This window comes from Bacillus sp. 22190, from assembly GCF_052045575.1.
In the GTDB taxonomy this organism is placed as follows: domain Bacteria; phylum Bacillota; class Bacilli; order Bacillales; family Bacillaceae; genus Bacillus; species Bacillus altitudinis.
Window position 1 is genome coordinate 74,054 of record NZ_JBQEPF010000014.1, and the last position, 18,347, is coordinate 92,400.

Consider the following 18,347-nt stretch of genomic DNA (forward strand, 5'->3'; position numbering starts at 1 on the left):
AATCGCTCCTTTTTTACCATTCAAGAGGACGCTGCGTCCTCTTTGTTATCTTCTTTGACCCGCTGTCTTTGACTCGATTCTTTTTTTGCTTTATCTTGTGTTGATTCCTTTTGACTCTTCTCTTCCTGATCATCATCGGATGATTGATCTTTCCGATCATTCGTAGAAGCCGGCTGATCTTCTGTATCAGTAGAAGTCAGTTTCACTTTGACCTTCGATCTAGATAATGTCCACGTCACATTTTGAGGGCCATTCACTTGTACTTTGACCTCATGTGTTCCTTCGTTTAAGTCCCCGACATTGATATAGGCTTCAATATCTGAAGCCTTTAGTTTATCAATTGCACTCTTTGATCCTTTTGCTGTTAGTGTGAGACGCCCAGAAGACGGACTCACAAATGCAGAGCTAAGATCCTTGCTCAGACCCACGACAGAAATTGGGACATTATCGATCTTTTTTTCTTCAGCTGTTGCAACCTTCACTTTGATTTTAACAGTTTCAGGTGATACCTTTTTCACACCATCTGGCAGTGGAATGTCGGCATCAATCTCTGTATCATCTTTAATCTTGCTTAGGTCGAGCTTAACGCCGTCAATAAAATCAAGTGCATCCAGCACCTTTTGAGAACCGTAGACTGTAACCTCACTTGGGCTTGTCTCGATGCTTGAGATACTGATCCCATCTGGCAAGCTGCCCGTCCGCTCAATCTTAAACGGAACTTTCTTGCTTGGACTCGTAATCGGGACCGTAATATCTACCACAGACGGACTCACTTCGACTGGTAGCTCATTCCCGCTGCTATCATACACAGTGAGCTTCGCTTCTTTCTCAATTTGCTGATCGACATCCTCTAAGTTCACAAATGCTTTAATGACAGAAATTTTGTCGATCACGTCTTTTGAGCCAGTAACCGTGACATTTTTCGGATTCACAATAGGTTGCTCTGGTGAATAGCCGTCTTTAATTTTATTTTGATTATAAAATTCAGTTTCAACAGGGAATTCAGCTGTCGTTTTTTCTTGTATCGTCACAGTCGTCACAGACGGATTAATCGTTAATGTAATTCCTTTCGATACATCTCTTGCCTTCAATTCGACTTTATGTGTACCTGTCGTCAGGTTTTGCATATCTGCGTAAATTTCAAAATTTTTCGTTTGCCTTGCTGTTTTCACAGCACTAGTTGATCCTTTAATCGTGACATTGACTGTCTGCGGCACACCAGTGACTACATACTTTTCGTCGTCATAATATGCTTTAACAGGTATGTCCGTTAAGGTTGCTTCGTCTGTTGTCGATGTTGGGAAAAAGGATTCACCGATTTTTTTCGGCGTGGGCGCTTGCGCTGAATTGACTGCACCATACAGCAATAAAGCGAAGACCAATGCAAGAAACTTAACGGCCCAGCGATTATTCAAAATCTTATCCATTTTTCTTGCCCCTCCAATACCATTTGGTCGAGGAAGCATCTTTGCTGTTCTTACTAAACTCAGCAATCAGCATTTCTTCAAGCGCTTCTTCTGTCAATTCTCGATGGAGATCACCATTTCTTGCGACACTAATGCCGCCTGTCTCCTCGGAGACAATGACGGTTAAACTGTCCGTTACTTCACTAATACCAACTGCCGCGCGGTGACGTGTACCGAGCTCCTTAGAGATAAAAGGACTTTCAGACAGCGGTAAATAACACGCTGCAGCTGCAATCTCATCACGCTTCATAATCACAGCGCCGTCATGAAGCGGTGTATTCGGAATGAAGATATTAATCAGCAGCTCAGAACTGACCTTTGCATTTAAAGGAATTCCGGTCTCTATGTAATCATTCATTCCAGTATCGCGCTCAATCGTTAACAGCGCGCCTATTCTTCTTTTTGCCATATAGTTAATTGCTTTTGTAATTGCCTCGATCGTTTTCTGCTGCTGTTCCTCTACAGGTGTTCCGCTTCTAGAGAAGAAACGGCCGCGCCCAAGCTGCTCAAGCGCTCTCCTTAGCTCTGGCTGAAAAATAATAATGATCGCAAGGAACCCCCACGTAATCGCTTGATCCATCAGCCATTGAAGTGTGTTAAGACCGAGATACGCACTTCCCATCCTGACGAGAACAATGACGACAATTCCCTTTAAAAGCTGAACCGCTTTTGTTCCGCGGATGACCATCATTAATTTATATATCACATACCAAACAACGAGAATATCAACAGCATTACCGAGGTACTGCAAAAAAGGAATATCCCCTAAAGCCATTTCCTCGTCCTCCAGAATTTTCAGTTATTCTTCGTTCGATTCATTTTTTATAAAAAAAGAGCCTATGTGTAAGTACATAGCGTGGCTATTATACCACATTTTGTTTCAGCAAGGAAAATAGTTGCCATATCTGGCTGGCATTCAAGTCTGTCCATCAATAGAAAAAGAGCAGTCCCCTAGAGACTGCTCTCAAACTGTTTGATTTACTTTTGCTCCTCTGGCCCAATGACCCGCATCACATCTTGTGCTGTAGACTTCATTTTGTACCAAACCCAATCAAACACTTCATTAATTTCATTGATTTGACCAGTGACTTGTCCGGCAGAAGCAGTCAGCTGTTCTCCATTGACGACTGTTACGTTTCCATCAACCTTGCCTTCTACAATCAGCTTGCCATTTTTCACAGTGACATCACCTTTGACGGTTTCCCCTTTAGGTACCGTCACTGTATCATTTTCAACCACGAGATTCGGCTGCTTTGACACACTGAAATTATGATCCGTATTCCAGCTAGTAAACAGACTGCCTCCCATCAATATGACAAAGAGGGCAGCGGCGACCATTAGCGGATGAGCTTTGATCCATCTTTGAATCGACACACGCTTTTTCTCCTTTGGAAGACCTGCCATCACCTTTGCAGTAAAATCAGATGGTGCTTCTATATGAGATGTACTCTGCACGAGCGCGATGGATTTCTCAATTTGTTGAAAATGAGTACGGCATTCCTCACACGATTGCAGATGGCTCTTTAATTCTTTTTCATCTTCGGGCTCTATGTCCCCGTCTAAATACTGATGCATAAGCAGGACGATTTTTTCCTGACAGCTCATCAAAATCACCTCACTCAAAGGTCTCTCAACTGTTTCCGGAGAGCCTCTCTACCCCTGTGTATTCTCGTTTTCACCGTACCAACTGGTATATTCAGAATCTCACTAATTTCTTTTAACGAGAGTTCATCAATATACTTTAATACGATGACCGAGCGATATTTATCGGGTAATCTTAAAATTTTTTGCTGAATGGTGCTCGATAATTCAAGCGACACCACCTCGTCCTCTGGCAAAATGCCGTCAGCCGCAATTTGAGAATACATATTCAGTCCTTCTGTCCCTGCCACCTCTGCATCTAAATAATAATCCGGCTTTTTTTTACGAATACGGTCGATGGTCAGGTTGGTTGCAATGCGGTACAGCCACGTGGAAAACTTACGATTCAAATCAAAGCTCTCAATATTCACATAGGCACGAATAAACGCCTCCTGCGCAATATCTTCTGCTTCATGTGCATTCCCAAGCATACGGTAGCACAGCTGATAAATTTTGTCTTTATACAGGTCTACGATGTCTGCAAATGCGTTCTGGTCGCCTTTTTTCACTTGCTTAATTCTCTTTTTAATCATTGTTTCCATAGTATATTCAACCTCTGCCTTCACCGGTCTTTATGTATACGAACCTCGTTCCAAAAGGTTTCATTCTCCTCTAAAAAATAGTGTAACAAATTTTTGACAGCATGTTACGCTTATCAGCCGGTAAAAACCTTAACATATCCTTAAATTTCCCCAAAATTAAAAAAAAGCGGGAACAAGTCCCGCTCTATAATAGCTTTTCACCCATTAAAGAACCAATTAATGCAACTGCCGCTTCTGCTGTTTTATTTTTCTCATCTAATACCGGATTCACCTCAACAAACTCAGCAGATGTCAAAATACCTGCTTCCTCTAAAAGCTCCATTGCAAGATGACTCTCTCTATAACTGATGCCGCCAGCAACCGGCGTTCCCACGCCAGGGCACTCCGCTGGATCAAGGCCGTCTAAATCAAGCGACAAATGAACACCATCTGTTCTTTCTTTTAAATACGCAATGGCTTCCTCCATTACTCTCGTCATCCCTAATCGATCTATTTCATGCATCGTATACACTTTAATGCCTTTTTCTCTAATTAATGCCCGCTCTCCTTCATCTAAAGAACGAGCACCAATCAAGATCACATTCTCAGGCTTTACTTTAGGTGTATAACCGCCAATATTGATTAGATCAGCATGCCCAAATCCGAGACTGACAGCAAGCGGCATCCCATGAATATTTCCAGAAGGAGAGGTTTCCTCTGTATTTAAATCACCGTGTGCATCATACCAAATGACACCCAAATTTTCATAATGCTTGGCTACACCGGCTAGTGTACCAATTGCAATGCTATGATCCCCGCCTAAAATCAGCGGAAACGAACCTGACTGCACAATACTGCTAACCTTTTCAGCAAGAAGCTGGTTTGCGCCAGCATTCTCCGTTAAGTTTTTCAGTTTTTCACTTGTATAGAGACCTTTCTCATCATCCCTTTGCTCAACGGGAATGTCCCCTAGATCTTCGACATCAAATGAAAGCGATTCCAATTTTTCTTTTACACCAGCACAGCGAATGGCACTCGGCCCCATATCAACGCCCCTTCTCATTTGACCGAGATCCATCGGCACCCCAACAATCGTGACCTTCTTTTGATCTCCCATATGTACATCCCCTTTCCGTTCATGCTTATATTTTACTTTCTCGGTGCCTTCTGACTCAACTCAACAATATTTTGAATAGTTATACATTCCAATCGTCAAAATAAAAAAAAGACACCTTTTTAAAAAAGGTGTCTTAACTGGGCTAGCTGGATTCGAACCAACGCATGACGGAGTCAAAGTCCGTTGCCTTACCGCTTGGCTATAGCCCAAAAATGGTGGAGGGGGGCGGATTCGAACCGCCGAACCCGGAGGGAGCGGATTTACAGTCCGCCGCGTTTAGCCACTTCGCTACCCCTCCACATATGGAATTGATAAAAGAAAAACAGTGCCGGCAAGAGGACTTGAACCCCCAACCTACTGATTACAAGTCAGTTGCTCTACCAGTTGAGCTACACCGGCATATGGTGGAGGATGACGGGCTCGAACCGCCGACCCTCTGCTTGTAAGGCAGATGCTCTCCCAGCTGAGCTAATCCTCCACATCATGGTGACCCGTACGGGATTCGAACCCGTGTTACCGCCGTGAAAGGGCGGTGTCTTAACCGCTTGACCAACGGGCCAGTTTGTCAAGTTTACTGTTTCCGTGAAGCTGACAAAAGTTATTATATACAGGTTGTCCCCCTTTTGTAAAGGGGATTTTTATTTTTTTTATTTTCTAACTATTCAACCCTCATCAGCACAACATTTTGACTGAAATATAATTTCGGTATTTAAATATAATATTGAAATTTCATGTCATACTCAATATACTGAAAATGAAGAAATAAGGAGGTATGTCACATGCAGCCATCTCAACTGCGTTCTTTGACAACAGAATCAAGAAACCCTAACACCATGGGAATTTCACAAGCAAGCCCGCTAGAAATACTCCAAATGATCAATGCGGAAGATATGAAGGTCGCTCAAGCCGTCAACCGTGTCCTTCCAGACGTAAAGACAGCAAGTGACTTTGCCTTTGAATCCATCTCGAATGGGGGCAGACTCATTTATCTAGGCGCTGGAACAAGCGGCAGAATTGGGGTAATGGATGCGGTCGAATGTCCACCTACCTATAGCATTTCACCTGATGTCATCGTAGGCATCATGGCCGGTGGCGACTCTGCCTTTTCACATGCAGCAGAAGATGTGGAAGACAGTGAAGAAGCTGGTCAAAAAGATTTAGAACACATCCACCTCACATCAAAAGATACAGTTGTCGGCATCGCGGCGAGCGGTAGAACACCCTATATCATTGGCGCTTTAAACTATGCTAGAACCATTGGAGCAAAAACAGTAGCCCTCAGCTGCAATGAACAAGCAGAGATTAGCGAACTAGCAGACTGCGCCATTGAAGTCGTTGTAGGACCAGAAGTCATCACTGGGTCAACACGAATGAAAGCCGCATCCGCTCATAAAATGATTTTAAATATGCTTTCCACCTCTGTCATGATCAGACAAGGCAAAGTATATGAAAACCTGATGGTAGATGTAAAAGTAAGCAATCATAAACTAAAAGAACGCGCCATCACCATCATTCAGCATGTGACCAATGCTTCCTACGAACAAGCCGTAAAAGCCCTTGAAGCAGCCGATTTAGAAGTTAAAACAGCCATCGTCATGCTCCAAACCAAAACAGATAAAAAGACAGCCAAAGACCTGCTCAACAAAGCAGATGGTCACATCGACAAAGCCATCTTACGTCATCAATCTTAAAGGAGGAAACTCATGTCAGCAGGCGGACTCACCCTACTACACACAATGAAATCAAAGCTTCCCCAATCTGAAAAAATCATTGCAGACTATATCCTTGCCCATCCTGACAAAGTCATTAAAAGCACAGTGCATGAAATCAGTCAGGCTGCCGGTGCAAGCAGCTCTGCCGTCATCCGCCTCTGTAAGTCTCTCGGGCTGGATGGCTATCACGATTTGAAAATGCGGATCGCTGGAGACTTAATGCACACTGATAAACAAGGCTACCGGGATATCGAACAAGATGAACCACTTCAATCCATTATTCAAAAGACAGCAGGAAACACCATTCAATCGATCAAAGATACAGCCTCTATTTTAAATGTAGAAGCTTTAGAAAAAGCTGTTCAACTGCTGTTGAATGCAAACCAAATCCATTTTATCGGTGTGGGTGCATCTGGCATCGTCGCAGCTGATGCCCAGCAGAAATTTCTCAGAATCAATTATGCAGCCACAGCCTTCACTGACATGCACATCGCATCTACGGTCATCGCAAATGCTGGAAAGAATGACATTGTGTTCGGTATATCCTTCTCAGGAGAAACATTAGACATCATCCAAGCCCTTCAGCTCGCCAAAGAAAATGAAGTAAAAACCATTGCTTTAACGCACCCAGGTCATACAAGCGTTTCTGCATTGTGTGATGTTCATCTATCAACGTCCGGTTCCAATGAAGCACCTTTTCGCAGTGCTGCCACTTCCTCTAGAATGGCACAGCTCTATTTAATCGATGTCTTGTTCCTCAGTTTAGCCTCCCGTCAATATGAACAGACAGCACAATATATTGACAAAACAAGGCATGCCATCCGCTCCATGAAACGAAAAACAAAGGGGGATTCAACATGAGTCATCAAAAAAAATATCAGCAGTTGGCGAAAGAAATCCTTTCACTCTGTGGTGGTTCTGAAAACATCTCTTCCCACACACATTGTATGACACGTCTCCGAATTACACCCATTGATCGTGAAAAAGTGCAAACCACCGCGATCAAAGAACTCGATGGCGTCATTGGCGTCGTCGAAGCGGAAACACTGCAAATCATTTTAGGCACAGGTGTTGTCAACCAAGTATCAAGTGCGTTTGAACAGCTGCTCAATGCCTCAGGTTCATATGACTTAAACAACGAAGCACAGAAAAACAAACAAGCCATTTCACAAAAGAACCGCACACCATTCAAGCTGTTCTTACGGCGGATCGCCAGCATTTTCATTCCCATTATTCCAGCACTCGTTGCATCGGGTCTTATAACCGGTATTACAAAAGCGGTCGTGCAAGCAGGCTGGCTCGATGAAAAATCTCAAGCTGCGATTATCCTAACCGTTATAGGCTCAGGCTTGTTTGCTTATCTCGGTATATTAGTAGGAACAAACGCCGCAAAAGAATTTGGTGGCTCTCCTGCATTAGGCGCATTAGCAGGTATTCTCATCATTAACCCAGCTGCCGCTGATATTATGTTATTTGGCACTAATATTCTACCAGGTAGAGGCGGACTTATCGGTGTTCTTCTTGCAGCTATTTTTATGGCACTTGTTGAGACCCGGATCAGACGCTTCGTCCCACAATCACTCGATATCATCGTCACACCAACCATCACACTACTCATTACAGGCATTTTCACGTACGTTATCTTCATGCCAGTCGGCGGATTTATATCTGATGCCATCACCTCTGGACTTACTTATCTATTAAACATTGGCGGTATTTTTGCCGGATTTGTTCTTGGTGCGACCTTCCTTCCTCTTGTTGTCACTGGACTTCACCAAGGCCTAACACCTATTCATATGGAACTGATTAATTCAATTGGAGATGACCCGCTTCTGCCAATCCTCGCTATGGGAGGCGCAGGACAGGTCGGTGCTGCCTTTGCCATTTATATGAAAACAAAAAAGAAAAAGCTGAAAAGAGCCATTGCAGGCGGACTTCCTTCAGGAATGCTTGGAATTGGAGAACCGCTCATTTTCGGTGTCACACTCCCGCTCGGAAGACCCTTCCTCACCGCTTGTCTCGGCGCTGGAATCGGCGGAGCATTTCAAGCCTATTTCCAAATCGCCACTAAAGCAATCGGGGTATCAGGTCTCCCATTAACCTTTATCGTTCACACACATCAAATGCTACTTTACTTAATAGGACTCTTTATTGCATATGTCGCTGGATTTATCTTCACATACTTATTTGGATTTCATGATGATATGGCTGTTGAATTCGAGGAAAATAAGCAATAGGAGGTCTAGCTCTTGAAGAAATATTTTCTCATCATCACAAGTCTGTTCATGCTCCTTGGGTTACCAGTACAAACATTTGCAACTAGCTCCCATCCTGTATCGTCTTTGTCTAAAACAGCACCTGAAGAATATCCCGTCTTAAAAAAAGCAAAACGACCGGAACAAGTAGGTTTTTCTTCTAGGCAGCTTAGGAAGGTTGATCACATGATTCAAAACGATATCAAAGCAGGATTTCCAGGGGCAGCACTCTTCATTATCAAGGATGGTCAGATCGTCCATCAAAAAGCCTATGGCTACAGACAAAAATATAAAGGGACAACCGAACTCAAATTCTATAAGAAAATGAAAAAGAACACACTGTTCGATTTGGCATCCAATACAAAAATGTATGCCACCAACTATGCCCTGCAAAAGCTAGTATATGAACAAAAACTAGATGTAAATGAAAAAATACAAACCATCCTGCCTGACTTTCAAGATGAACCAGATGCAAAGGTAACCGGCAAAGATCAGCTTCGAGTCAAGGATCTTCTCACCCATTCTGCCGGACTGCCTTCCAGTGTTTTATTTTATAGCAAAGAGCAAGCGGGCTCTTTTTTCTCTCAAGATAGACAAACAACCATGAAATGGCTGCCAAAGGTGCCCCTGCAATACAAGCCAGGCACTCAGCATATTTATAGTGATATTGATTACATGCTGTTAGGCATGATCATCGAGAAAAAAACCGGTATGCCACTTGACCAATATGTAGAGTCGACGATTTATCGACCGCTTGGTCTCAAACATACCATGTTCAATCCGCTGAAAAAGGGATTCAAGCCAAAGCATTTTGCAGCAACCGAGCGTCTAGGCAATACAAGAGATGGTGTCATTGATTTTGAAAACATTCGCAGGTATACCTTGCTAGGTGAAGTCCACGATGAGAAAGCCTATTACTCAATGGCAGGTGTCTCCGGACATGCTGGACTTTTCTCTAATACATCAGATATGGCCGTACTGCTTCAGCTGATGCTCAATAAAGGAGGCTATGGGAAAACAACCATCTTTGACCAAGCTTCTATCGATCTCTTTACGGAATCATCAGACACGAACCCAACTTACGGGCTAGGCTGGCGGAAAAACGGCAATACTGACATGGAATGGATGTTTGGGAAATACGCAAGTAAAGAAGCGTATGGACACACAGGCTGGACCGGAACGATGACTTTGATTGATCCAAAACACAATCTAGGCGTCGTCTTGCTGACAAATAAAAAACATTCACCCGTCGTTTCACCTGAAGTCAACCCAAATCAATTTGAAGGTGACCTTTTCCCAACTGGTACTTATGGAAGCATCATGACCGCAATCTACGAATCTTTTAAGTAAAAGGAGGAATTCGATGTTAAAAGCTCTGTTCCCCGCTGCACTCGTTTTGGCCCTGCTCACCTCTTCCATTCCAACGGAAAAGGTGAGCTCTGCCCCTCTCCCAACTGCCAAACAAATGGTTCAGGACATGTCCTTGGATGAAAAAATTGGCCAAATGCTCATGCCAGACTTTCGCAATTGGCAAGCAGAAGGTGAATCCGCTCCTACAGGCTTCACAAAAATGAATAAAGAAGTTTCTCACCTTGTAGAGAAATATCATTTAGGCGGTGTCATCTTATTTGCAGAAAATGTCGTTGATACGAAACAAACCGTCAAACTCACACATGAATTTCAACAAGCATCACCCAACATTCCTTTACTCATTTCCATTGATCAAGAAGGCGGAATCGTCACAAGACTACAAAAGGGAACACATTTCCCAGGAAATATGTCGATTGGTGCCTCTCGAAGTAAGAAAAATGCTTATGACACTGGAAAAATCATCGGCAAAGAATTAAACGCTCTAGGTATCAATACAAATTTCTCTCCTGTTCTTGATGTAAATAATAACCCGAATAACCCCGTCATCGGTGTCCGTTCCTTTAGCTCTGACCCTGAACTTGTCACAAGACTTGGTCTGCAAACCATGAAAGGACTTCAAAAGGAAAAGACCATTTCCACATTAAAGCATTTCCCGGGACATGGTGATACAGCTGTTGATAGTCACTACGGTCTTCCGCTTGTCGAACATGATCTAGATCGTCTTAAAAAGGTGGAGCTGTATCCATTTCAACAAGCAATCAACGCAGGGGCAGATATGGTCATGACTGCTCATGTTCAATTCCCAGCCATTGATGACACAACGTATAAAAGCAAAAAAGATGGCGAGGACATTATGGTTCCAGCAACCTTATCAAAAAAAGTCATCACAAATTTATTAAAAGAAGACATGGGCTTTCAAGGAGTGGTTGTAACAGACGCCCTCAATATGAAAGCGATTGCAGATAACTTCGGACAGGAAGAAGCTGTGGTAATGGCTATTAAAGCAGGCGTCGACATTGCCCTCATGCCAGCACCTGTCACGTCCTTAAAGACAGAAAAAAACCTAGAGAATGTGTTCAATGCTTTAAAAAGAGCAGTTCTCACAAACGAAATTCCGATATCTCAGATCAATCAATCTGTCGAAAAAATCCTTCAATTAAAGATCAAACGCGGCATCATTTCCGCCAATAAATCAGTAAGCCTTGAGAAGAAAATCAAAAAAGCCACACAGCTCGTTGGTCAAAAGTCGCACCGAAAAGCAGAACAAAAAATGGCACGTGAAGGAATCACTCTACTCAAAAACAACGACAAAACCTTGCCTTTTAAGCCTAAAAAGAATGACAAAATCGTACTCATGGCACCATACGAAGATCAAACAAAAGCAATGTCCGTCACAATTGAATCTCTGATCAAACAGAAAAAGATCAAACCTGTGCGTATCCAATCATACGCATTTGCAGATAAGAGCTTCTCCAAAGAAACAGCCAAACTCATTCAAGATGCTGACTATGTCATTACCGGCTCTTACGTTGTCCAAAATGACCCGGCTGTGAATGATGGCGTCATTGATGACGGTGTACAGGATCCGAAAAAATGGGCAACGGCCTTCCCTCGTGCTGTCATGAAAGAAGCAGCAGCACAAAACAAAAAATTGGTCATCATGAGTCTTAGAAACCCTTATGATGCTGCAAATTTCGAGGAAGCCGACGCCTTACTAGCTGTGTACGGTTTTAAAGGCTACTCAAACGGACAATTCAATCAACCGAATATTCCTGCGGGACTAGAAGTGATTTTTGGAGCTGCCTCACCTAAAGGGAAATTGCCCGTCGCTATCCCATCAGTCACTCATCCTAATCAAACCCTTTACCCATTTGGCTATGGACTCAATTTAAAAGGCAAACAGATCAAATAGGAGGGATTCTCTTGAAAAAGACAGCAAGCTTGATACTCGCTAGCATTCTCATGATCAGCACATTGACCGCCGCCTCCCCCGCAGATTCAGAACGAACAGATACAAAAGGAAAAAAAGCAACAGCCAAAACAGGTATCGAAACATTACTCTCAAGTAACCTCTCTTGGCTTAAAGGGAAAAAAGTAGGGCTTATTACGAATCCTACAGGCATTGATGCAAACATGAAAAGCAGTGTCGATCTGCTATTTGAACACCCCGATATTAAACTGACTGCCTTGTATGGGCCTGAACATGGCGTCCGTGGTGATGCACAAGCAGGAGAAGGCGTCGAATCGTATACTGACGAAAAAACAGGCCTGCCTGTTTACTCTCTTTATGGAAAAACAAGAAAGCCAACTCCTGAAATGCTCAAAAATGTAGATGTCCTGCTATTTGATATTCAAGACGTTGGTGCTCGTTATTACACCTATATTTACACGATGGCGTATGCAATGGAAGCAGCTAAGGAAAACAACATTCCATTTGTTGTCTTAGATCGTCCAAACCCAATAGGCGGGCTAAAAGTAGAAGGACCCGTATTAGAGCCAGAACACGCCTCTTTTGTAGGTCTCTATCCCATCCCATTAAGACATGGGATGACAACTGGAGAACTTGCATACATGTTTAACAAAGAGTTTCATATCAACGCTGATGTAAAAGTGATCAAAATGAAACATTGGAAACGATCCATGACGTTCGATGACACGAAGCTGCCGTTCGTCCTCCCTTCACCTAACATGCCGACCGTTGACAGTACCTTTGTTTACCCAGCAACAGGATTAATCGAAGGCACAAACGTTTCTGAAGGCAGAGGAACGACAAAACCGTTCGAACTCATTGGCGCTCCATATATCAATAGCAATGAGCTAGCAGATCATTTAAATGGGTTAAAACTAAAAGGCGTTCAATTTAGACCTGTCTCATTTACCCCTACCTTTTCAAAACATGCCGGGACTTTGTCTCACGGGGTACAGCTTTATGTCACAGACCGAAAATCATTCGAAGCAGTCAAAACAGGTCTATCCATCATCAAAGCAATACATGACTTGTATCCTAATGACTTTCAATTCCTACAAACAGGCAGCTTTGATAAACTCATCGGGAATAGCTGGATCAAAGAAGAAATCAATAAAGGCACTTCCATCAAACACATCATGAAACAATACCACCATGATCTAAAGACATTCGAAAAGAAACGGAAGAAATACCTCATCTATTAATCGCAAAAAAGCCTCCACCTTAAAGGTTGGAGGTTTTTTCATGATAAAGACTTAGTCACAGCAGGTACTTTCAGCTCGAAACGATGAAGTAAAAAGCCAAACAAGGCTGCAAGCACTTGCTGAAACAGCATGCCAATCACGACAGGAACAGCAACAGCAGGCGGGAAAAAGCTAATGGCAAGCACAGCACCCGCGCTAATGTTCCGCATACCGCCCGTATACACAATCGCCACAATTTCTCCTTGGGTACATTTCATCGCCTTTCCAATCAACCACGCAAAAGCATACCCACTCATTGCAATGAAAAAGACAGTCGCTGCTTTGCTAAAAAATGCAGCATCCAGTTCACGCAAATATGGGGCGACAACAGAACTGTTAATCGATACGACAACAAACAAGCCTAATTTTGAAAAAGGAGCCAAGGTCTGACTCATTGCTTTTGTCACCGATGGCTTTGCATACTGACGAACGAGCATCCCTAAAATAGAGGGCAACACCACCATACCGAATAGTCCTTTCATGATCGCCACCATGTCCATATGGACCTGTGTACCAACGAAGATTGACAAACTTACTGGCACAATCAATGGCGAAAGCAATGTATCAATTAATATGATAGATAACGTTAACCCCACATTCCCTTTATACATTGCCGCCCATATTAAACTAGACACACCTGTCGGAATCACCATCGCAAGCGTCAAACCGGTGATCGTCATAGAATCGCCCGCAAATATCAAATGCCCCGCTGACCATGCATAAAGGGGCATCAGCACATGCAAAATCATAAACGATAAAATCAAAGGCAATGGATGCATCACCGTATGTTTTAAAGCTGAAAAAGTAGATGACAAGCTCCCTGAAAATGTCATCACAGCAAACACCCAAGGCACCAAAAAGGTGAAATCTTTTAAATACGCCGCCAATAATACACCAAATAGCACGCTGACAGGCGTAATGAGCGGCATCATCCGGCCGAGCACCTGATTCAAACGGACAAGCATGCCGGCCACCTCCATCCTTCACTTTCTTCCTTGTTCTATTGTAACAAACAGAAAAGTCTTTTTAAGATCCGATCACTTGTTTCATAAGTTTTTGACTAGACGTATCCATTCCAACTACGTCCACCTCTACACCAGCTGTACGATATTTTTCCTTCACACGTTCAATTGCGGCCACACCTGATTCGTCCCATATACGCGCTTCAGACAAATCAATCACAACCGTGTTCAAGTCGTTTCCATGATGGAAGGCTTGAATCAATTCAGTCACGGAAGCAAAGAAAATTTGACCCTTAATTCGATAAATCCATGTACCAGCTTGGCTTTCTGTAGAGGTAATATGCAGTTTTGATATTTTAGCCACAAAGAATACGGCACTAAGCAGCACCCCTGCAAAAACACCCTTTGATAAATCATGAGTGAACACCACCGTCACGACCGTGACAAGCATCACAAGAGAATCTGTTTTTGGGTTCTTTTTCAGCTGCTGGAATGAACTCCAATCAAAGGTACCAATAGAAACCATGATCATGACAGCCACAAGAGCAGCCATCGGAATTTGAACAACCACATCACCGAGCACAAAAATCAATACCATTAAAAATGCACCAGCCACAAAGGTAGAAAGCCGGCCTCGTCCCCCTGCCTTTGTATTAATCACAGATTGACCAATCATCGCACAGCCAGCCATACCGCCAAAAAATCCTGCCACCACATTGGCAATTCCTTGGCCTCTCGCTTCCTTATTTTTACGACTAGACGTTTCCGTCATATCATCTACAATTTGTGCTGTTAATAAAGATTCAAGTAAACCAACCATCGCAAGTGCTAAGGAATAAGGAAAAATGATAGCAAGTGTTTCCCAGCTAAACGGTACATTGGGAATAAGAAAAGTTGGCAAAGAGCTAGGAAGCTCTCCCATGTCTCCAACCGTTCTGACATCAATATGCCCAAATACAGCAATCATCGTCATCACAATAATTGCAATAAGTGGAGAGGGAATAACTTTTGTGACCATCGGCAATACATAAATGATCAACAATGCTCCACCTGTCATGACATACATAGCCATGGATTCCCCAACGAAATGCGGCAGCTGTGCCATGAAGATCATAATTGCCAATGCATTAACAAAACCAACCATCACAGACCTCGGAATAAATTTCATCAGACAAGAAACACGGCACACTCCAAACACAATTTGAATCAAGCCTGTTAAAATCGTAGCTGCGAACAAATACTGCAATCCATGATCTGCAATCAAATTGACCATAACCAGCGCCATAGCCCCAGTAGCGGCAGAGATCATACCTGGCCGTCCACCAACAAACGAAATCACAATCGCAATACAAAACGAAGCATACAAACCGACCTTAGGATCAACGCCCGCAATAATCGAAAACGCAATCGCCTCAGGTATCAAAGCCAAGGCCACTAAAATACCTGCCAGCACATCCTGACGCACATGTCCAAACCATTCTTGCTTTACAAATAAATCTTTCAAACCATCTACTCCTTTTTATATACATACCGTACAAGGAAAAAGAAGGCGAATAAAACTCGGAGATACAGAAAGGAAAAAACAATAACCATTCAATTTCGGGGAAAAAGAGGAACGTACAGAGTCTTTTGTTAGAGAGGATTATCATCACTTTAGTAAGAATATAAGAAAGGAACTAAGGAATCAAGCACAAAAAGAAGGAATGTGTAGAAAATTGATACAAAGCTTACTTACCAATCGATTTATTCCATTCATGAGTCTATTTGTCACTGAGCATGTCCAACATTTAAAACAAACAACAAAAGCCCCTATATAAAAGGGGCTTTTGGTTGATTAACGTAATAATTGAAGTACGTTTTGCGGCTGTTGATTCGCTTGTGCAAGCATAGCTTGAGACGCTTGAGAAAGAATGTTGTTCTTTGTGAACTCACTCATTTCTTTCGCCATGTCAACGTCACGAATACGAGACTCAGCAGCAGTTAAGTTTTCAGCAGATGCACCCAAGTTGTTAATCGTGTGCTCTAGACGGTTTTGTACTGCACCAAGTTTTCCACGTTGAGCAGATACTTGGTTAATAGCTGCATCAACAATACTTAGTTGAGTATCAAAACCAACATCAGTAGCATCTGCTGCATTATCAGCAAACTTTCTTACATCGATGTCTTTAATCGCTTGATTCGCTACAATTCCATTAGCACCTTTCACTCCCAATGCATCTGTACTCATTTTATCAATATGAACTGAGATTTGTTGAGTTGCATTAGCACCGATTTGGAACACTAAAGCATTACCACTTGCTGGAACTGCAGGTGTACCTGTATCTGGATCATCTGGATCTGTCGGCGGAATTGCTGGTGTTCCTGGGGTTCCTTTAAATGAACCATCTAATAATTTTTTACCGTTAAACTCTGTACGATTTGAAATTCCATCTACTTCTTCTTGTAAAGCTTTAATTTCATCTTGGATAGATTGAAGGTCAGACTCTTTATCCTGTGTACCAGTATTTCCAGCTTGAACGACTAGTTCACGAACACGTTGAAGGATTGAGTGAGTTTCAGTCAATGCCCCCTCAGCTGTTTGGATAAGAGAGATACCGTCCTGTGCATTTTTAGATGCCATTTCTAATCCGCGAATTTGTCCACGCATTTTTTCAGAGATCGCTAGACCTGCTGCGTCATCTCCTGCACGGTTGATTTTAAGACCAGAAGAAAGCTTCTCCATGTTCTTTTGGCTCGCACCGTTGTTTGCAGACAAACGGTTTAATGTGTTAAGTGCCGCGATATTGTGGTTAATTCTCATTTCCTATTACCTCCATGTAATTTTTTTCGAGCTTGTCTACAAAGTCCATTTAGATGAGAAGCTCTTCCTTAGAATTTCCGATTTCTAAGGCATGTGTATAGTAGTCATACAGATCACCTTTTGGCTCTCTAACTTTACTACTATCTGCAACACCAGTTATGGCAATAATCATGAAAACTCCTTCTATTAATACTCACCATAACAATGAGTAGCGTGTTACCTACTATAGACAGACCTACCACATATTTTAGTTTGTGGAAATTGTTTATTTCACAAATTCGACACATTTAAAATGCATAAAAGGAAGATGAAATTCTATCAACTACGTTTTCAGGAGGAGAAACATAATTAGTGTAAAATTGTGTGGAAACAATACTTTTTCATATACCTAGAATCACTCGATAAAGTAACAGAGAAAAGAAAAAGGATTTTGAGATAAGGATTCACTTCAAAAAAGAACGATGAAAAATAACATCAAAAAAGCCCCTGTTCTTTATGATCAGAGGCTTTACCTTTTTCACTTTTTCAATGCTTTTTGAAGAGCTGCTTTTATCTTCGAACCGTTCCATCTTTTATATGGCACAACGTTGACCAATGGAATGCCTTGCTCTGTCATCAACTAGACGAATTAGCATTGTACGTTCTCAACTACCTTTTTATATTTAAATAAATAGTGGGAGCGATTCGCAAAAAAGCACGATATAAGAAAATTCATTTGCATGATATGTGTCATACTCATTCTACAATGTTAATTAACCAAATTGGAAAAATACCTGGCTTTAATATTAAGTCTGTATCTCAACGTTTAGGGCATGCAAATGTAAAAACCACGCTTGAAACTTATACGCATGCATTCAAAGAAGCAGACACTTTGGTTGCAGATGCAATTTCAAATCTATTGCAAGCTAAGTGATCCGATCCCAATTCGATCCCAAGCAATTAAAAAAGACATAAAAAAAAGCCTTCTCATCATCGAGAAACCTTGTCAGAACAATATTTAGAGGAAAGCTTCCAAGCGGGCTCGAACCGCTGACCTCTTCCTTACCATGGAAGTGCTCTACCTACTGAGCTATGGAAGCATGGCTCCGCAGGTAGGACTCGAACCTACGACCGATCGGTTAACAGCCGATAGCTCTACCACTGAGCTACTGCGGAATGGATAAAGTAACTTCTTCCATTGGAAGGATATAAACAAAAAGCTTGGCGGCGTCCTACTCTCACAGGGGGAAACCCCCAACTACCATCGGCGCTGAAGAGCTTAACTTCCGTGTTCGGTATGGGAACGGGTGTGA

Annotated in this window: 16 protein-coding genes, 7 tRNA genes and 1 rRNA gene; 7 read left to right on the plus strand and 17 right to left on the minus strand. The window is 42.5% G+C overall.

Translation table 11 applies throughout. From position 1 onward, the window contains the following. Positions 1 to 20: 20 nt before the first annotated feature. The 10 genes from ACTJKA_RS16205 to ACTJKA_RS16250 form a co-directional block, all read right to left on the minus strand. On the minus strand, positions 21 to 1,427 hold the full coding sequence (locus tag ACTJKA_RS16205) for a CdaR family protein (RefSeq protein ID WP_035704327.1): 1,407 nt from the start codon (positions 1,425 to 1,427) through the stop codon (positions 21 to 23). Further along, a complete protein-coding gene (cdaA, locus tag ACTJKA_RS16210; RefSeq protein ID WP_008344027.1) occupies positions 1,420 to 2,241 on the minus strand; it encodes a diadenylate cyclase CdaA in 822 nt (273 codons plus the stop codon). Before cdaA ends, ACTJKA_RS16205 begins: the two co-directional genes overlap by 8 nt. A gap of 203 nt (positions 2,242 to 2,444) precedes the next feature. Further along, positions 2,445 to 3,071, minus strand: coding sequence for an anti-sigma-W factor RsiW (gene rsiW / locus ACTJKA_RS16215; protein ID WP_008344028.1), 627 nt, complete (start codon positions 3,069 to 3,071; stop codon positions 2,445 to 2,447). A gap of 14 nt (positions 3,072 to 3,085) precedes the next feature. Further along, the gene (sigW, locus tag ACTJKA_RS16220; protein ID WP_336750574.1) at positions 3,086 to 3,649 is read right to left on the minus strand and encodes an RNA polymerase sigma factor SigW; all 564 of its coding nucleotides are present in this window, start codon (positions 3,647 to 3,649) and stop codon (positions 3,086 to 3,088) included. Positions 3,650 to 3,833: 184 nt separating this feature from the next. After that, positions 3,834 to 4,745, minus strand: coding sequence for an arginase (gene rocF, locus ACTJKA_RS16225; protein WP_039170230.1), 912 nt, complete (start codon positions 4,743 to 4,745; stop codon positions 3,834 to 3,836). A 137-nt stretch (positions 4,746 to 4,882) separates the two neighbouring features. Continuing rightward, positions 4,883 to 4,954 (minus strand) — tRNA-Gln (locus ACTJKA_RS16230). 4 nt (positions 4,955 to 4,958) lie between these two features. After that, positions 4,959 to 5,043 (minus strand) — tRNA-Tyr (locus ACTJKA_RS16235). 28 nt (positions 5,044 to 5,071) lie between these two features. Further along, positions 5,072 to 5,144, minus strand: a tRNA-Thr gene (locus ACTJKA_RS16240). 3 nt (positions 5,145 to 5,147) lie between these two features. Next, a tRNA-Val gene (locus ACTJKA_RS16245) sits at positions 5,148 to 5,223 on the minus strand. Between the two features lie 6 nt (positions 5,224 to 5,229). Further along, positions 5,230 to 5,304 (minus strand) — tRNA-Glu (locus ACTJKA_RS16250). Between the two features lie 220 nt (positions 5,305 to 5,524). Here ACTJKA_RS16250 and murQ point away from each other — a divergent pair. Genes murQ through ACTJKA_RS16280 form a run of 6 tightly spaced genes read left to right on the plus strand, consistent with a single transcriptional unit; the run spans position 5,525 to position 13,254 of the window. After that, complete coding sequence (gene murQ / locus ACTJKA_RS16255) at positions 5,525 to 6,436, plus strand: N-acetylmuramic acid 6-phosphate etherase (RefSeq protein WP_440607847.1); 912 nt, start codon at positions 5,525 to 5,527, stop codon at positions 6,434 to 6,436. A gap of 12 nt (positions 6,437 to 6,448) precedes the next feature. Then, positions 6,449 to 7,318 (plus strand): MurR/RpiR family transcriptional regulator, encoded by an 870-nt coding sequence (locus tag ACTJKA_RS16260; RefSeq protein WP_007498558.1) that lies wholly within the window; start codon positions 6,449 to 6,451, stop codon positions 7,316 to 7,318. Next, the gene (locus ACTJKA_RS16265) at positions 7,315 to 8,694 is read left to right on the plus strand and encodes a PTS transporter subunit EIIC (protein ID WP_008344031.1); all 1,380 of its coding nucleotides are present in this window, start codon (positions 7,315 to 7,317) and stop codon (positions 8,692 to 8,694) included. Before ACTJKA_RS16260 ends, ACTJKA_RS16265 begins: the two co-directional genes overlap by 4 nt. A gap of 12 nt (positions 8,695 to 8,706) precedes the next feature. Further along, on the plus strand, positions 8,707 to 10,062 hold the full coding sequence (gene pbp4b / locus ACTJKA_RS16270; RefSeq protein WP_129548045.1) for a penicillin binding protein PBP4B: 1,356 nt from the start codon (positions 8,707 to 8,709) through the stop codon (positions 10,060 to 10,062). Between the two features lie 13 nt (positions 10,063 to 10,075). After that, entirely contained in the window at positions 10,076 to 11,995 is a 1,920-nt protein-coding gene (locus ACTJKA_RS16275) for a glycoside hydrolase family 3 protein (RefSeq protein ID WP_025206626.1), read from the plus strand. Positions 11,996 to 12,045: 50 nt separating this feature from the next. Beyond that, the gene (locus tag ACTJKA_RS16280; RefSeq protein WP_409222567.1) at positions 12,046 to 13,254 is read left to right on the plus strand and encodes an exo-beta-N-acetylmuramidase NamZ family protein; all 1,209 of its coding nucleotides are present in this window, start codon (positions 12,046 to 12,048) and stop codon (positions 13,252 to 13,254) included. A 38-nt stretch (positions 13,255 to 13,292) separates the two neighbouring features. Here the strand turns inward: ACTJKA_RS16280 and ACTJKA_RS16285 are convergent, their stop codons facing one another. The 4 genes from ACTJKA_RS16285 to ACTJKA_RS16300 all read right to left on the minus strand — a co-directional run bounded on the left by ACTJKA_RS16285 (position 13,293) and on the right by ACTJKA_RS16300 (position 17,227). Then, on the minus strand, positions 13,293 to 14,258 hold the full coding sequence (locus ACTJKA_RS16285) for a bile acid:sodium symporter family protein (RefSeq protein ID WP_164999000.1): 966 nt from the start codon (positions 14,256 to 14,258) through the stop codon (positions 13,293 to 13,295). Between the two features lie 61 nt (positions 14,259 to 14,319). After that, positions 14,320 to 15,759 (minus strand): SulP family inorganic anion transporter, encoded by a 1,440-nt coding sequence (locus ACTJKA_RS16290; protein WP_052320568.1) that lies wholly within the window; start codon positions 15,757 to 15,759, stop codon positions 14,320 to 14,322. Positions 15,760 to 16,089: 330 nt separating this feature from the next. After that, positions 16,090 to 17,055 (minus strand): flagellin Hag, encoded by a 966-nt coding sequence (gene hag / locus ACTJKA_RS16295; protein ID WP_017358869.1) that lies wholly within the window; start codon positions 17,053 to 17,055, stop codon positions 16,090 to 16,092. A gap of 49 nt (positions 17,056 to 17,104) precedes the next feature. After that, the gene (locus ACTJKA_RS16300) at positions 17,105 to 17,227 is read right to left on the minus strand and encodes a hypothetical protein (protein ID WP_265153615.1); all 123 of its coding nucleotides are present in this window, start codon (positions 17,225 to 17,227) and stop codon (positions 17,105 to 17,107) included. A gap of 552 nt (positions 17,228 to 17,779) precedes the next feature. Here ACTJKA_RS16300 and ACTJKA_RS16305 point away from each other — a divergent pair. After that, positions 17,780 to 17,968 carry a tyrosine-type recombinase/integrase gene (locus ACTJKA_RS16305; protein WP_129548439.1) on the plus strand — a complete coding sequence of 63 codons (189 nt, stop codon included), beginning with the start codon at positions 17,780 to 17,782 and terminating at the stop codon, positions 17,966 to 17,968. A gap of 93 nt (positions 17,969 to 18,061) precedes the next feature. Here the strand turns inward: ACTJKA_RS16305 and ACTJKA_RS16310 are convergent. From ACTJKA_RS16310 to rrf, 3 genes are all read right to left on the minus strand, one after another. Then, a tRNA-Thr gene (locus ACTJKA_RS16310) sits at positions 18,062 to 18,134 on the minus strand. Between the two features lies 1 nt (position 18,135). Beyond that, a tRNA-Asn gene (locus ACTJKA_RS16315) sits at positions 18,136 to 18,210 on the minus strand. Positions 18,211 to 18,253: 43 nt separating this feature from the next. Next, positions 18,254 to 18,347, minus strand: a 5S ribosomal RNA gene (rrf, locus tag ACTJKA_RS16320); the annotation flags it as partial.

Excerpts from the sequence above, each read along its gene's own strand:
- ACTJKA_RS16205 (WP_035704327.1), bottom strand. The coding sequence starts at position 1,427 with ATGGATAAGATTTTGAATAATCGCTGGGCCGTTAAGTTTCTTGCATTG.
- cdaA (WP_008344027.1), bottom strand. The coding sequence starts at position 2,241 with ATGGCTTTAGGGGATATTCCTTTTTTGCAGTACCTCGGTAATGCTGTT.
- rsiW (WP_008344028.1), bottom strand. The coding sequence starts at position 3,071 with ATGAGCTGTCAGGAAAAAATCGTCCTGCTTATGCATCAGTATTTAGAC.
- sigW (WP_336750574.1), bottom strand. The coding sequence starts at position 3,649 with ATGGAAACAATGATTAAAAAGAGAATTAAGCAAGTGAAAAAAGGCGAC.
- rocF (WP_039170230.1), bottom strand. The coding sequence starts at position 4,745 with ATGGGAGATCAAAAGAAGGTCACGATTGTTGGGGTGCCGATGGATCTC.
- murQ (WP_440607847.1), top strand. The coding sequence starts at position 5,525 with ATGCAGCCATCTCAACTGCGTTCTTTGACAACAGAATCAAGAAACCCT.
- ACTJKA_RS16260 (WP_007498558.1), top strand. The coding sequence starts at position 6,449 with ATGTCAGCAGGCGGACTCACCCTACTACACACAATGAAATCAAAGCTT.
- ACTJKA_RS16265 (WP_008344031.1), top strand. The coding sequence starts at position 7,315 with ATGAGTCATCAAAAAAAATATCAGCAGTTGGCGAAAGAAATCCTTTCA.
- ACTJKA_RS16275 (WP_025206626.1), top strand. The coding sequence starts at position 10,076 with ATGTTAAAAGCTCTGTTCCCCGCTGCACTCGTTTTGGCCCTGCTCACC.
- ACTJKA_RS16280 (WP_409222567.1), top strand. The coding sequence starts at position 12,046 with ATGATCAGCACATTGACCGCCGCCTCCCCCGCAGATTCAGAACGAACA.
- ACTJKA_RS16285 (WP_164999000.1), bottom strand. The coding sequence starts at position 14,258 with ATGCTTGTCCGTTTGAATCAGGTGCTCGGCCGGATGATGCCGCTCATT.
- hag (WP_017358869.1), bottom strand. The coding sequence starts at position 17,055 with ATGAGAATTAACCACAATATCGCGGCACTTAACACATTAAACCGTTTG.
- ACTJKA_RS16300 (WP_265153615.1), bottom strand. The coding sequence starts at position 17,227 with ATGATTATTGCCATAACTGGTGTTGCAGATAGTAGTAAAGTTAGAGAG.
- ACTJKA_RS16305 (WP_129548439.1), top strand. The coding sequence starts at position 17,780 with ATGTGTCATACTCATTCTACAATGTTAATTAACCAAATTGGAAAAATA.